Annotated in this window: 14 protein-coding genes and 1 tRNA gene; 10 read left to right on the plus strand and 5 right to left on the minus strand. The window is 66.3% G+C overall.

Translation table 11 applies throughout. The features are described from left to right. Window positions 1–97 precede the first annotated feature (97 nt). The 4 genes from ribBA (at window position 98) to WS68_RS15435 (ending at window position 3,611) form a co-directional block, all read left to right on the plus strand. Complete coding sequence (ribBA, locus tag WS68_RS15420) at window positions 98–1,213, plus strand: bifunctional 3,4-dihydroxy-2-butanone-4-phosphate synthase/GTP cyclohydrolase II (protein WP_059571636.1); 1,116 nt, start codon at window positions 98–100, stop codon at window positions 1,211–1,213. Window positions 1,214–1,298: 85 nt separating this feature from the next. Then, window positions 1,299–1,823 carry a 6,7-dimethyl-8-ribityllumazine synthase gene (gene ribH, locus WS68_RS15425; RefSeq protein ID WP_059571637.1) on the plus strand — a complete coding sequence of 175 codons (525 nt, stop codon included), beginning with the start codon at window positions 1,299–1,301 and terminating at the stop codon, window positions 1,821–1,823. Then, the gene (nusB, locus tag WS68_RS15430; protein WP_059571638.1) at window positions 1,820–2,260 is read left to right on the plus strand and encodes a transcription antitermination factor NusB; all 441 of its coding nucleotides are present in this window, start codon (window positions 1,820–1,822) and stop codon (window positions 2,258–2,260) included. Before ribH ends, nusB begins: the two co-directional genes overlap by 4 nt. Window positions 2,261–2,417: 157 nt before the next feature. Beyond that, window positions 2,418–3,611, plus strand: a complete 1,194-nt coding sequence (locus WS68_RS15435) for a pyridoxal phosphate-dependent aminotransferase (protein WP_059571639.1) — start codon at window positions 2,418–2,420, stop codon at window positions 3,609–3,611. A gap of 385 nt (window positions 3,612–3,996) precedes the next feature. On the opposite strand, the gene WS68_RS15440 is transcribed toward WS68_RS15435, so the two are convergent. Beyond that, window positions 3,997–5,121, minus strand: coding sequence for a transglycosylase SLT domain-containing protein (locus tag WS68_RS15440; RefSeq protein WP_059571640.1), 1,125 nt, complete (start codon window positions 5,119–5,121; stop codon window positions 3,997–3,999). Between the two features lie 586 nt (window positions 5,122–5,707). Between WS68_RS15440 and WS68_RS15445 the strand changes: the two genes are divergently transcribed. Further along, window positions 5,708–7,270 carry a UbiD family decarboxylase gene (locus WS68_RS15445; protein ID WP_059571641.1) on the plus strand — a complete coding sequence of 521 codons (1,563 nt, stop codon included), beginning with the start codon at window positions 5,708–5,710 and terminating at the stop codon, window positions 7,268–7,270. A gap of 60 nt (window positions 7,271–7,330) precedes the next feature. Continuing rightward, window positions 7,331–7,993, plus strand: a complete 663-nt coding sequence (locus WS68_RS15450; protein ID WP_156429524.1) for a LysE family transporter — start codon at window positions 7,331–7,333, stop codon at window positions 7,991–7,993. A 173-nt stretch (window positions 7,994–8,166) separates the two neighbouring features. Here the strand turns inward: WS68_RS15450 and WS68_RS15455 are convergent, their stop codons facing one another. Together WS68_RS15455 and WS68_RS15460 are read right to left on the minus strand one after the other, a co-directional pair. Beyond that, the gene (locus WS68_RS15455) at window positions 8,167–9,153 is read right to left on the minus strand and encodes a threo-3-hydroxy-L-aspartate ammonia-lyase (protein ID WP_059571642.1); all 987 of its coding nucleotides are present in this window, start codon (window positions 9,151–9,153) and stop codon (window positions 8,167–8,169) included. Window positions 9,154–9,312: 159 nt separating this feature from the next. Beyond that, on the minus strand, window positions 9,313–9,582 hold the full coding sequence (locus WS68_RS15460) for a hypothetical protein (protein WP_059571643.1): 270 nt from the start codon (window positions 9,580–9,582) through the stop codon (window positions 9,313–9,315). Window positions 9,583–9,994: 412 nt separating this feature from the next. Here WS68_RS15460 and WS68_RS15465 point away from each other — a divergent pair, with 412 nt between their 5' ends. Continuing rightward, complete coding sequence (locus tag WS68_RS15465) at window positions 9,995–11,008, plus strand: DUF2520 domain-containing protein (RefSeq protein ID WP_059571644.1); 1,014 nt, start codon at window positions 9,995–9,997, stop codon at window positions 11,006–11,008. 82 nt (window positions 11,009–11,090) lie between these two features. Further along, window positions 11,091–11,654, plus strand: coding sequence for a YggT family protein (locus tag WS68_RS15470; RefSeq protein WP_059571645.1), 564 nt, complete (start codon window positions 11,091–11,093; stop codon window positions 11,652–11,654). Between the two features lie 28 nt (window positions 11,655–11,682). Here the strand turns inward: WS68_RS15470 and WS68_RS15475 are convergent, their stop codons facing one another. Both WS68_RS15475 and crcB read right to left on the minus strand, forming a co-directional pair. Then, on the minus strand, window positions 11,683–12,072 hold the full coding sequence (locus WS68_RS15475; RefSeq protein ID WP_059571646.1) for a DUF190 domain-containing protein: 390 nt from the start codon (window positions 12,070–12,072) through the stop codon (window positions 11,683–11,685). A gap of 25 nt (window positions 12,073–12,097) precedes the next feature. After that, entirely contained in the window at window positions 12,098–12,484 is a 387-nt protein-coding gene (gene crcB / locus WS68_RS15480) for a fluoride efflux transporter CrcB (protein ID WP_059571647.1), read from the minus strand. A 388-nt stretch (window positions 12,485–12,872) separates the two neighbouring features. On the opposite strand from crcB, the gene WS68_RS15490 reads away from it, so the two are divergent. Both WS68_RS15490 and WS68_RS15500 read left to right on the plus strand, forming a co-directional pair. After that, window positions 12,873–13,490 carry a DNA-3-methyladenine glycosylase I gene (locus WS68_RS15490; protein WP_059571649.1) on the plus strand — a complete coding sequence of 206 codons (618 nt, stop codon included), beginning with the start codon at window positions 12,873–12,875 and terminating at the stop codon, window positions 13,488–13,490. A 602-nt stretch (window positions 13,491–14,092) separates the two neighbouring features. Further along, a tRNA-Gly gene (locus tag WS68_RS15500) sits at window positions 14,093–14,167 on the plus strand. Window positions 14,168–14,290: the final 123 nt, after the last annotated feature.

The following is a 14,290-nucleotide window of genomic DNA, read 5'->3' on the forward strand; positions in this document are numbered from 1 at the left end:
GGCCGTTCGGCCAATGCAACGCGCCGTCGCGCCATCCACGGCGATAACCCGCCGCGCGTGGCGTAAAATACGCCCTTTCCCTTTCATGCATCCCTTTATGACGCTCGCCTCCACGCCCGACATCATCGCCGAGTTGAAAGCCGGCCGGATGGTGATCCTGGTCGACGAAGAAGACCGCGAAAACGAGGGCGACCTCGTGCTCGCCGCTGAATTCGTCACGCCGGAAGCGATCAATTTCATGGCGCGCTACGGCCGCGGGCTGATTTGCCTCACACTCACGCAGGAACGCTGCAAGCTGCTGAACCTGCCGCTGATGACGTACCGCAACGGCACGCAGTACGGCACCGCGTTCACGGTCAGCATCGAGGCGGCCGAAGGCGTGACGACGGGCATCTCGGCGGCCGACCGCGCACGCACGATCGCCGCCGCCGTCGCGCACGACGCGCGGCCCGAGCACATCGTGCAGCCCGGCCACGTGTTCCCGATCATGGCGCAGCCGGGCGGCGTGCTGGTGCGCGCGGGTCACACCGAGGCGGGCTGCGACCTGACCGCGCTCGCGGGCCTGACGCCCGCGGCCGTGATCTGCGAAGTCATCAAGGACGACGGGACCATGGCGCGCCTGCCGGATCTGATCGAATTCGGCCGCGAGCACGGGCTGAAGATCGGCACGATCGCCGATCTGATCCACTACCGCAGCCGCACCGAATCGATCATCGAACGGGTCGCCGAGCGCACGATGCAAACGGCGCACGGCACGTTCAGGGCCGTGCTGTACCGCGACCATCCGAGCGGCTCGCCGCATATCGCGCTCGTGCGCGGCACGCCCGCGTCGCACGAGGCAACGCTCGTGCGCGTGCACGAGCCGCTATCGGTGCTCGATCTGCTCGAAACCGGCGTGTCGACCCACTCGTGGACGCTGCACGCCGCGATGAAGGCGATCGCCGAGCGCGAGTGCGGCGTGATCGTGCTGCTCAATTGCGGCGATACCAACGAGCACCTCGTCGACGTATTTCTCGCGTTCGGCGAACAAGAGAAGGCGGCCGCGCTCAAGCGCCGGCCGGTCGATTTCAAGACGTTCGGCATCGGCGCGCAAATCCTGCGCGATGTCGGCGTCGGCAAGATGCAGGTGCTGTCGAATCCGCGCAAGCTCGGCAGCATGTCCGGCTACGGCCTCGAGGTCGTCGGCTTCGAGCCGATGCCGGGCGGCGCGTAACGGTTTTGTCACGGCTTTCGTGCCGTACTTGTCGTCAGCCTGCGCTGCAGTCAATCACACCGCTCATCCACTTTACGGAAAAAACATGGAAATCGGACAATATCAACCGAATCTCGAAGGCGAAGGCCTGCGTATCGGCATCGTTCAGTCGCGCTTCAACGAACCCGTGTGCAACGGCCTCGCCGATGCATGCGTCGAGGAACTGGAACGGCTGGGCGTTGCCGGCGAGGACGTGCTGCTCGTGACGGTGCCGGGCGCGCTCGAAATTCCGCTCGCGCTGCAAAAACTCGCGGAAAGCAACCAGTTCGACGCGCTGATCGCGCTTGGCGCGGTAATCCGCGGCGAAACGTATCACTTCGAACTCGTGTCGAACGAGAGCGGCGCGGGCATCACGCGCATCGCGCTCGATTTCAACACGCCGATCGCGAACGCCGTGCTTACGACCGACACCGACGAGCAGGCGATCGCGCGCATGACCGAAAAGGGTCGCGACGCCGCGCGCGTCGCCGTCGAGATGGCAAACCTCACGATCACGCTCGATCAACTGAGCGACGATGAAGAGGACGAGGACGAGGACGACGAAGAAGACGACGAAGAGGAACGCGCATGAAGAAGAGCGCCCGCCGGCAATCGCGCGAGCTTGCGACGCAAGGCCTGTATCAATGGCTGCTGTCGAACGCGGCGCCGGGCGAGATCGACGCGCAATTGCGCGGCGCGCTGGGTTACGACAAGGCCGACAAGACGCTGCTGGATACCCTGCTGCACGGTGTGATCCGCGAACACGCGGCGCTCTCGGACGCGCTCTCGCCGAACCTCGATCGCCCGATCGACCAGCTCTCGCCCGTCGAACGCGCGGTGCTGCTGATCGCGACGTATGAACTCACGCATCAGATCGAAACGCCGTATCGCGTGATCATCAACGAAGCGGTCGAATTGACGAAGACGTTCGGCGGCTCGGACGGCTACCGGTACGTGAACGGCGTGCTCGACAAGCTCGCCGTCAAGCTGCGGCCGGCCGAAACGCAGGCGCGGCGCGACCCGTCGTAATGCGCCCGGCAGGCGCGCCGGGCGGCTGCCGGCCCGCCCGCCTGCCGGCCGATGCCGCGCGCGGCGCTCATGCGGCTGCGCCGCCGTCGCGCGCGGGCGTTTCCCGCCGCGATCCTTTCTTCGCTCGCTCCCTTTTTGTAACCGCCTTTATCCGACGATGAACACCGCCGCCGATTCGCTCGTCAGGCTTGCGTCGCGCGTCGATGCGATCGAGCCGTTTTATGTGATGGAAATCGTCAAGGAAGCCGCCGCGCTCGAGCGCGCGGGCCGCGACATCATCCACATGAGCATCGGCGAGCCGGATTTCACCGCGCCGGAGCCGGTCATCGAGGCGGCCGCCGCCGCACTGCGCCGCGGCGTCACGCAATATACGAGCGCGCTCGGCATCGCGCCGCTGCGCGAAGCGATCGCCGCGCACTACGCGCGCGCATACGGGCTCGCGATCGAACCCGAGCGCATCGTCGTCACGGCGGGGGCGTCAGCCGCGCTTTTGCTCGCCTGCCTCGCGCTCGTCGGCCGCGACGACGAAGTGTTGATGCCCGACCCTTCATACCCGTGCAACCGTCACTTCGTCGCGACAGCCGAGGGCTGCGCGATCCTCGTGCCGAGCGGCCCCGAAGCGCGCTTCCAGCTCACCGCGCGCGACGTGGACGCCCATTGGACCGAGCGCACGCGCGGCGTGTTGCTCGCGTCGCCGTCAAACCCGACGGGCACGTCGCTTGCGCCCGACGAACTCGGCCGGATCATCGGCGCGGTGCGCGCGCGTGGCGGTTTTGCGATCGTCGACGAGATTTATCAAGGATTGAGCTACGGCGGCGCGCCGGTATCGGCGCTGTCGTTCGGCGACGACGTCGTCACCGTCAACAGCTTCTCGAAATACTTCAACATGACGGGTTGGCGGCTGGGCTGGCTCGTCGTGCCGCCGGCGCTCGTCGCCACGTTCGAGAAGCTCGCGCAGAACCTGTTCATCTGCGCTTCCGCGCTCGCGCAGCATGCGGCGCTCGCGTGCTTCGAGCCGGATACGCTCGCCATCTACGAAGCGCGCCGCGCCGAATTCCAGCGCCGCCGCGACTTCATCGTGCCGGCTATCGAATCGGTTGGCTTCAAAGTGCCGGTGATGCCGGATGGTGCGTTCTATGTATACGCGCAGTGCGGCGGCGTCGCGCACCCGGCGGCCGGCGACAGCGCCGCGCTCACTCAGGCGATGCTGCACGACGCGGGCGTGGTGCTGGTGCCGGGCATGGATTTCGGCACCCACGCGCCGCGCGGCTATATCCGGCTGTCGTATGCAACCGCGTATGCGCGGCTGGAAGAAGCGATCGAGCGGCTGCGCAAACTATTTGGCGGGTAATCAAAGGCCGCGCGCCGCGCCAGATTGCATGGGCGGGCAGGCATACAGGCCCGCGCAAACGAAACGCTGACCCAACGGGCTCGGCGCGCCGTATCCGCCCAGCGCGATTGACCCGGGCGTACCGCCCCGGTCGTTCAGCGGTGCGTCGCGCGATCCGCGCCAGGCCGCATCACACCACACCGCTCGACCCCGCATGACGCGCGGCGTGGGCTCGCCGCCCAACGCTGCCAAGTCACGGACGCTTCCAGCCGTCTGCCCGAAAAACGGTCTGGCCGGATGCAAAAAGGCCGAGCCCGCTGAAAGCGCGGCCCGGCCTTTTCTCATTCCTGCTCCTCAACCGTTCCGGCCGAAACCGGAACAGCGGCGATCCCGCCGAGGCGCCGAGTCAGGTACCGAGATCGGACGCAGCAGGATCGTGCTTCGCCGCCGTATCGACACTGGCATCGTCGTCCTGCGGCTGCGCCTTCGACGCGGCAGAATTCATCGTCAGCGGGCGCGCGCTGTCGAGCGTCGCGTGCACGCGCTTTTGCGATCCGCCCGTCGCGCCCGGCGCCGACACCGCCACCGTCGTCACCGCCCCCTGCGCAGGCTGCGGCGGCGTGAAGATCGGCACCTTGCGGCCACGCGCGACATCGCGCAGCCGATCGCGTTCGCTGATCACCTTCGCGCCATAGCCACCGTCATCCGCCGACGTCGCGCCGACGTACAGCCGCAACCCGCCGGCGACCGAGCCGCCGCGCGCAATGCAATCCTTCAGCACGAGCGCGCCGACCTGAATGTTGACGAGCGGCTGCAGCGCCGCGCCCGTGCCACCGAAATACTCGAATTTGTCTGAGTGGACCTTCGACATCACCTGCATCAGGCCCTGCGCGCCGACGCCGCTCTCGGCATACGGATTGAACCCCGATTCGATCGCCATCACGGCCAGGATCAGCAGCGGATCGATGCCGACGTCCCGGCCCGTCTCGAATGCCGTCTTCACGAGTTGACCGAGCGGCTCCTGCGCAACGCGGTAGCGCCGCGCCAGATAAGTCGCGACGAGCGCCTGCTCGCGATTCGATACGAGCGTGCGATTGTCGCGCGCATCGGCGGCAACGCGCTGCGCCGGGATCAGTTTCGCGAGGGACACCGGCGACGCGCCATTGCGCACCGCATCGAGCGTCGCGTCCGCCGGGCTCGCCGCGGCTGCCACGGCCGGCGTGGCAGATACCGTCTCCGCACGGACCGCCGCTTCGCTCTCGTTCACGCCCGACGGGCCGAACGACGGCAGCGGATGACCGCTGAGCAGCCGCGCCGGGCCTGCTTCGACCGCAGCCGACACGAAAGGCATCAGCTTCGCCGCCAACGTGCCGCGCACGTTCGGCAGCAGCCACAGCGCGAGCGAAACCCCCACCGCGCAGCAACCGACGACGCTAAACAAATGGTGACTGACACGCGTCCCACGACGCAGCGCGACGCGCAACAGCTGCGCATGCCGCTCGTTGGGACGCCACGATAACCAAGCATTCATTCAGATCCTCCATGAGCATGACTCCTGCGGCTCGCTCGGCTCTGGATGGCGAGACGTGACGCGCTGCCGCGGAATCAAGACACCGAGCGTCTTGGTTGGACCGCATCGGTATCGGAGAAACGGTATAAGTACCGTCCGGGGGCCACGGCGGAATTGAGCCTGCGCACAGAGGCGGGCACACGCGCGGTGGCTCCCACGCAAAAAGCCAGCGCTGACTGGGCGCTGGCCAGGGCAACAAACAGACCGTCGAAAAACCGTGCAGGTGTCGGCCGACGGAGACGCGTTGCGTCTATAGGACCGGGGATGGATTGGTTCAAAAAACTTGAGCCTGCAACCAATGTGAGCGGATTCTAGCAGGGTTTTATAGATCGTCAACACTATAGAAATCCATTTTCATAACAAAAAGTAATCATTCGGCAGCGCGCCGCGGCCGATGCCGCTTGCCGTCTGGCATCCCGATCCGCCGCCATTTTTGAGATTTCGGGCGGCTGACCATTCGGCCGGGTAAAATCGGCGCTCGCTTACGGGTGGATTCGATGCCCGCCCTCACCGCCGCCGCCTGCCGCGCGCGGCCCGGATATTCTTCATGAGATACAAAGATTTACGCGATTTCACGAACAACCTCGAGCGGCTCGGTGAGCTGCGGCGCGTCACGCAACCCGTATCGCCCGTGCTCGAGATGACCGAGCTTTGCGATCGCGTGCTGCGCGCGGGCGGCCCCGCTCTGCTGTTCGACGCGCCGCCTGGCTATCGGTTTGCGGTGCTCGGCAATCTTTTCGGTACGCCGCGGCGCGTTGCGCTCGGCATGGGCGTCGATGCCGACGACCAGGCCGCGCTCGCGTCGCTGCGCGACATCGGCCGGCTGCTGTCCGCGCTCAAGGAGCCCGATCCGCCGAAAAGCCTGAAGGATGCCGGCAAGCTGCTGTCGCTCGCGAAGGCCGTTTGGGATATGGGGCCGAAAACCGTATCCGCGCCGCCGTGCCAGGAAATCGTTTGGGAAGGCAACGACGTCGATCTCGCGCGGCTGCCGATCCAGACTTGCTGGCCGGGCGACGCGGCGCCGCTCGTCACGTGGGGGCTCACGGTCACGCGCGGGCCGAACAAGACCCGCCAGAATCTGGGCATCTATCGCCAGCAATTGATCGGCCGCAACAAGCTGATCATGCGCTGGCTCGCGCATCGCGGCGGCGCGCTCGACTTCCGCGAGTTCGCGCTGCGCAATCCCGGCCAGCCCTATCCGGTCGCCGTTGTGCTCGGCGCCGATCCGGCGACGACGCTCGGCGCGGTCACGCCCGTGCCCGACACACTGTCCGAATACCAGTTCGCCGGCCTGCTGCGCGGCGCGCGCACCGAACTCGCCAAATGCTTGACGCCCGGCGTCGATACGCTGCAAGTGCCCGCGCGCGCCGAGATCGTGCTCGAAGGCTTCATCCATCCGCAGCGGGACCACGACGCGGCGCCCGCGCCGGCCGGCGCGCCGCCCCGGCCGGCCACCGGCCCGGCGGCGGCCTACGAGCACGCGCTCGAAGGTCCATACGGCGATCACACTGGCTACTACAACGAGCAGGAATGGTTTCCGGTGTTCACCGTCGAGCGCATCACGATGCGCCGCGACGCGATCTATCACACGACCTACACCGGCAAACCGCCCGACGAGCCGGCCGTGCTCGGCGTCGCGCTGAATGAAGTATTCGTGCCGCTGCTGCAAAAACAGTTTCCCGAGATCACCGATTTCTACCTGCCGCCCGAAGGCTGCAGTTACCGGATGGCGATCGTCCAGATGAAGAAGAGCTACGCGGGCCATGCAAAACGCGTGATGTTCGGCGTTTGGAGCTTTTTGCGGCAGTTCATGTACACGAAGTTCATCGTGGTCGTCGACGAGGACGTCGACGTGCGCGACTGGAAGGAAGTGATCTGGGCGATCACGACGCGAGTCGATCCGGCGCGCGACACCGTGCTCGTCGAAAACACGCCGATCGACTATCTCGATTTCGCGTCGCCTGTCGCGGGCTTGGGCTCGAAGATGGGCCTCGACGCGACCAATAAATGGCCCGGCGAAACGCAGCGCGAATGGGGCCGCCCGATCGAGATGGACGCCGCCGTGAAGGCGCGCGTCGATCGGCTGTGGACCGAGATCGGTTTGTCGTGAGCGCCGCCGCTGCCGTGGCGTTGGGCGCCGTCATCGCGCGATGAGCCCGGACGACGAAGTATGAGCGCTGCATCGATGCTGTCCGACGGTTTTCTGCTGTCGCTGTCACTGTGTCTCGATATCGGGTTGGTCAACGTCGCGATGCTGTCGCTCACGCTGTCGCACGGCTTCAAACCGGGCTTCTGGCTCGGGCTCGGCTCGTGCGTCGGCGATCTCGTCTACGCGGCGCTTGCGCTTGCCGGCATGGCGGCGCTGCTGCAGTTTGTCGCGGTGCGCTGGATCGTGTGGCTCGGCGGCGGCGCGATGCTGCTGTTCCTCACATGGAAGATGACGCGTGACGCGCTGCTGCCCGCGCCAGCCGGAGCGCAACCGCATTCAAGCGCGCCCGCGCGTGCCGGCGCATGGCGCAGCTTCACGCGCGGGCTGCTGCTCGCGATGTCGTCGCCGTCGGCGATCCTGTGGTTCGCCGCGGTCGGCGGCGCGCTGATTGCAAAGGCGGGCGCGACCACGCCTGCCGCTGCGTCGGTGTTTCTGGCGGGGTTTTTTCTCGGCGGGCTCGCCTGGACGATCTTTATCTGCACACTCGCGAACCACGGCAGAAAGCGCGCGGGCACAGGGCTGATGCGCGCGTGCCATTTGATATCGGCGCTGTTGTTCGCTTATTTCTCGTATGGCGTGATCGCCGGCGGCTATCGCGACTTGATTCTGAGCGCCGCCGCCTGACAGCGGCCGGACTTGCATGGGCCGCAACGCGGCAGGCGAGCGGCTCGGCAGCTCGGCAGCAAGTGTGCCACCGTGGACGCTGCGGTGCCAAGCGCGGCCGAACCGCTTCGGCGTGACCGCTTCGCCGCGCTCGCGTTGCCCCGCCGCCAAGCCCGCCGCGCACGGCACATCGCTCACCCGTGCAACCACTCGCCGTAGCGCGCGAGATCGACGTTGCCCCCGCTCAGGATTACGCCGACGCGCTTGCCCGCCACCGGCAGCACGCCATCCAGCACCGCCGCCGCCGCAAGACAGCCGGTCGGCTCGACGATCATCTTCATGCGCTCGGCGAAAAAGCGCATCGTGTCGACCAGTTGCGCGTCGCTGACCGTGACGATTCGCTCAACGAGCTTACGGATGATCGGAAAATTGTGCACACCGACATGCGTCGACGCCGCGCCGTCCGCGATCGTGCGCGGCACCGGAATATGCACGACCTCGCCGCGCGCCAGCGACTGCTGTGCGTCGTTGCCCGCCTGGGGCTCGACGCCGATCACGCTGCAGCCGGACGCGAGCGCCGCCGCCGATAACGCGCTGCCCGCGATCAATCCGCCGCCGCCCAACGGAACGACGAGCATATCCAGCTCACCCACTTCGTCGATCAGCTCCTTCGCCGCCGTCCCCTGCCCCGCGATCACATGCGGATGGTCATAAGGCGGCACGAGCGTCATCCCGCGCTCGTTGGCAAGCCGCGCGCCAATCTCCTCGCGGCTTTCCGTATAACGGTCATAGGTGATCACCTCGCCGCCGTACTCCTTCGTCGCCGCCATCTTCGCGGCGGGCGCATCTTGCGGCATCACGATCGTCGCCCAGATGCCCGCGAGCCGCGCGGCGAGCGCAATCGCCTGCGCATGATTGCCGGACGAATAGGCCAACACGCCGGCGCGACGCTGCTCGACATCGAAATGCGAAATCGCGTTGTATGCGCCGCGAAACTTGAATGCGCCCATCCGCTGAAAATTCTCGCATTTGAAGAATACCGTCGCGCGGGTGCGCGCATCGGCAGTGCGGGACGTCAGCACGGGCGTGCGATGCGCGGCGCCGGCCAGCCGGGCCGCTGCGTCGGTGACGTCGTCATAGGTGGGAAGAACGACGGAATCACGGGTGGGGGAAGTGGACATGGGCGATGGCGCAACGAGGCGACGGGTTGGAATGAAGCGAATATTGTCCCAGCTTCACCCGGCTTTTGCTGCCCAGAAATACGAACGGCGCGGCACGAATCGCTCCGTGCCGCGCCGTCATGCGGCGCGCCGCCTGCCGGGCACGCCGGCCCACCAGCGTCAACGGCGCCAGTGTGGCCGGCCGTAGCCGCCGTAATAGCCGTGATGCCAGTACGGACGCCCGTAGTAACCGCCAACCACGACCGCGGGCGGCGGGTAATAGACGGGCGGCGGCGCGTAGACGACGGGCGGCGGCGCGGCGTAAACCGGATACGCCGGCGCGACGAGCGGCACTCCGATGCCGACGCCGATCGACACGTGCGCGTGCGCCGCACCCGTGATGCCGAGACCCAGCGCGGCGGCGGCGATCAACGGAACGAGCTTTTTCACTTTGGTTCTCCTGGGCGACAGGCATCAGGCGCCGGCCGCATCGGCAGCAAAGGTAGCTTGCTGCATGCGACGAATGTAGCGAAAACCGGTATCACCAGCCACGGCCATTTGTTGCAAATTGCAATTTCGAAAATCGGGCCGGCATTGGCGTGCGCGGCATCGTGAAACGCCATGCGCGGGCGGCCCGTCGGCCGTTCGGCGGATCGTGGACGATCGCCGCAGACACGCGCGCCACAGCCGCGCCGGGCGCTGCGCGGCCGGTAATGAACGATTACAAATTAGAGACAAGACATTGCCGGCAAAAGCCGGATTCCGCTCTGGCAGACACACCAATTTTAGGGCTGGAACGCACCGGGCGCCACCAAATACGCGATACTGATGGATTGCGCGCCCCCACCTCAGGACCGCCATCATGCCCTTATCCGCCTCGCCCCGCATCGGCTTCATCGGCGCGGGCCGGCTTGCCCGTTGCGTCGCGCGCCGGCTCGCTCGCGCCGGATACTCCGTCGCCGCCATCGCGAGCCGCTCGGCCGCGTCGGCCGCGGCGCTGGCCAAACTGGTCGACATCGATTCGGCCGCTCGCGAAGCTCACGCCGACGCCCGCCCGGCGGCGCCGCAAGCCGCTCGTTGCGTGGCGCTGGACTCGCCGCAAGCGGTCGTCGACCACGTCGAGCTGATCTTCCTGAGCGTGCCCGACGACGCGCTCGCCGAGGTCGCCGCCAGCCTGCGTTTCGCGCCGGACCGTGCGCGCGGGCAAGCGCTTGTCCATTGCAGCGGCGCATCGAGTCTCGCGCTGCTGGCGCCCGCGCGCACGCAACGCGCCGCGACGGGCAGCTTCCACCCGCTCTATCTGTTCGGCGGCGGCGATGCTGACCTCACGCGCATCGAAGGCTGCTCGGTAGCGATCGAAGCCGACGGCGTGCTGAACGATCTGCTCGCCGCCTTCGCCGCCGCGCTCGGCTGCCATCCGCTGCCATTTCCACAAGGCAAACTGACACCGGACGACCGGATGCTTTATCACGCGGCCGCCCACTATGCGGCAAGCTTCACGCTGTCCAATCTCGCCGAATGCGTCGAGCTGTGGCGCACGCTCGGCCTAGCCGAGGACGATGCGCTGCGCGCGCTGCTGCCAATGCTTGCCGGCACGCTCGAAACCGCGCGCGACAAGGGGCTCGCCAACGCACTGTCAGGCCCCGTGTCGCGCGGCGACGCCGGCGTCGTCGCGCGGCAGCTCGCGCGCCTCGCATCGCAAGGCGGCGATCACGCGGCGTTCTACGCGCTCCATACCCGCCGCGCGCTCGCGCTTGCGCGGCGGCGCACACCGTCGTCCGTTCCACCCGCGTCGCTCGATGCGATCGAGCGCGCCGTCGCCGCATCGCTCGCGCCCGGGCGCGCCGCAACCCGCCCCGCTGACGGCGAGCCGTGATAAGGTGACGCCCGATGCGCGCCGTCCGCGAACGGCGCCGGCACGCTACCCGACCGCCAGTACCCAGAAAAGGATGCCAACGATGTTCGGCGAGATCGCCCGCTTTCTACTCAATACCGTCTTCACGCTGTTCGGCGCCGCGCTGCTCCTGCGCGTCTGGCTGCAAGCCGTGCGCGTGCCGCCGTACAACCCCGTCACGCAGACCGTGCTGCAAGCGACCAACTGGCTCGTGCTGCCCCTGCGGCATATCATCCCGGGCGTGCGCGGGATCGATTGGGCGAGCGTCGCCGCAACCGTCATCACGTCGCTCGTCTATGTGACGCTGATGGTGTCGATGGCAGGGGTGGACGCGCTGTCGATCGTGCCAACGCTCGTCATTGTCGCGCTGCTGACGGTCGTGAAGTGGGCGCTCAATCTCGTGCTGTGGCTGACGATTCTGATGGCGCTGCTGTCATGGCTCAATCCGCGCTCGCCCGCGATGGAAATCCTCTATCAACTGACCGCGCCGCTCCTGAATCCGCTGCGCCGGCTGATTCCGAATCTCGGCGGCATCGATTTGTCGCCGCTCCTGCTGTTCGTGATCGTCCAGGTGCTGATCATGATCGTCACGCGCGCCGCCGTTTCGCTGACGCTGTTCGGCATCTGATGCGCCGCGCGCTCCGGCACCAGCGGCATCATCGCGCGCCGCCGGGCGCCGCCGACGCCGCGCCTTCGTCGAGATTGTCGATCACGCCGAAGCACGCCGGAATCGTCGCGTAACAAAGCCGCACTTTCTCACGCGATACACGCTCGATCAGCCGCCGCGCTTCGTCGTCGGTCGCGACGAATTCGACTTCGATCGCAAGCGAGCCTTGCAGCTCGAAAAAACGGGCTTCGTGCAGCATCCGGTGCCGGCCGAATCCCGCGATCGCGCGAAACGCCGAGCCGCCGGCAATGCCCATCCGGTTCGCCTCGTCGAGCAGCCACTCCCAGAGCGGCTTCCAGTGCAGGCGATGATCCTCATGGACATAAAAGCGCAGCAAGACCCGATCTTGCGCGCGCGCCTCGCCGACGATCCCGTTCATCGCTCCCTCCCCCGCCTACGGCGGATCAGCCTGGCACGAGCCACGCTCGCGCGCTCACCATGCCGAGCCACGTCAACGTGAATGAACCTATCAAGTGTAGAGCAGCGACGGCCAACGCCCAACCGAGCTCACCTTGCGTCAGATGCGAAATCACTTCGGCCGAATAGGTGGAAAACGTCGTGAGGCCGCCCATGAAACCCGTGATCACGAACAGCCGCCATTCCGGCGGCAACCCCGCCTTCGCGCTGAACACGGCGATCGCGACGCCGATCAGATAGCCGCCGATCAGATTCGATGCGAGCGTGCCGAGCGGCACGGCGGGAAAGACCGCATTCAGGCCGAGGCTCAAAAACCAGCGCAACAATGCGCCGAGCCCGGCGCCGACGAAAATGGCTGCGATCGAATAGAACAAGACTGCTCCTATCTGGCATTGAATGAAGAGGTAGATACCCATCACACTTCGGCGTGCCGACGCAACCGGCGCTCGAGCGCGAGAAACCCGTCATCATACGTCCGCCTCCCGCGCGCCGCATCGCTTGCCGCATCGGCGGCCGCCAGCACGCCCGGCTGGGCCGCTCCGCCGCGCGCGCCCGCTCGACGATGCGCGCGCCTACTATTCGCACCACGCCCGGCCGCCGGGGCGCGCGTGCGCGGTGGGCAGATCGGCACGGCGAGCCAAAGGCAAACGAACACGCGTCAGTCACTTGGCCTGCGTGACGGGTCGAAACTGGACATGCGTCGAATCGACGCTATCATCGCGGATGCCGAAATCATACGTTCCCGAATCGGGATAAATGCTCATGACCACAACGATCGCCGGGCCCGACGGAAAACTGCGCTGCCGCTGGTGCAGCGCCGCCCCCGAATTTCTTCCCTATCACGATAGCGAATGGGGCTTTCCGGTCGACGACGATCGCCACTTGTTCGAAAAGCTGTGCCTCGAGAGCTTCCAGTCCGGGCTGAGCTGGCGCACGATCCTAGCGAAACGCGAGAATTTCCGCGCGGCGTTCCATCACTTCGACTTCGACAAGATCGCACGCTACACCCAGCGCGACGTCGATCGCCTGCTCGCCGACGCAGGCATCGTCCGCCATCGCGGCAAGATCGAGGCGGTGATCAACAATGCACAACGGGCCCGCGAACTCATCGAGCAGGAAGGATCGCTTGCGGCGTTCGTCTGGCGTTACGAGCGCCGTGCCGAGCCGCGCGCCAAAGCGCAGGCGGTGGTGTCGACGTCGCCCGAATCGATCGCGCTGTCAAAGGCGCTAAAGGCACGGGGCTGGAAATTCGTCGGGCCGACCACCGTCTATTCGTTCATGCAGGCGATGGGAATCGTCAACGATCACGCCGACGATTGCGTGATCAGAACAAAGGCCGAGCAAGCGCGCACGAAGCTCAAGCGGCCTGGGAGCCGGTAACTGACACGCAAAGGGCAGCGGCGTTCGCCAACGAACACCGGCGCTTGCGCGTTGCTGCGTGACCTCGAGGAAGACCGGCAGACGAAAGCCGTCCATTCGATGGCGATATCCAACCGGTTCATGATTTGCGGCAAACGCAAGCGGCCCATGAGCGCGGCGCACACGATATGTATCGCCGCATCGGCGACGAAGGGCAATTCGGCATGCGCGTGAGCGGCTCGAGACGCAGTGTCAGGCCGTATCGGCCACTCACTCGGCCATCGCCTAAGCGCGGCTTTTGCGCTCGAGCGGCGAGGCGGCAAGCTCATAACAGGCTCGCTTCGCCACCGCGTCGAAAACGCATGCACGAAAGCGGCGAAGAACCATCCGGGCGCGCTGAAGAGATCACGCCGTTTTGACGGCACGAGCCACGCGCGAAACACAGCGGACGATGTGCCGCACGCTATGAATCAAGCGGTCTCGAATTTGTCGCGGCGCGCAGGCGCTTCGATCTCCGAGGACACGGGCTTCGCCGGGTAAGAAGGTAGCTGGCTCCGTGAAGTGATTTGCGGAGCGTAGATGCGTTGCCCAACCTGGGAAATTACCTTATACTGCGGCGCTCCGCGGGCGTCGTATAATGGCCATTACCTCAGCTTCCCAAGCTGATGACGTGGGTTCGATTCCCATCGCCCGCTCCACCGCATCAATTGCGGTGGACTAGACTAAATCTGACAGTGGTTGGTTTTTCATGCTGGCGCGCATTGGCGCGAAGGGCGTAGCCCGTAGCGGCAATGCGCGCCGCGAACAGCAAGGAGTCCACA

This window comes from Burkholderia sp. TSV86 (assembly GCF_001522865.1).
GTDB lineage: Bacteria > Pseudomonadota > Gammaproteobacteria > Burkholderiales > Burkholderiaceae > Burkholderia.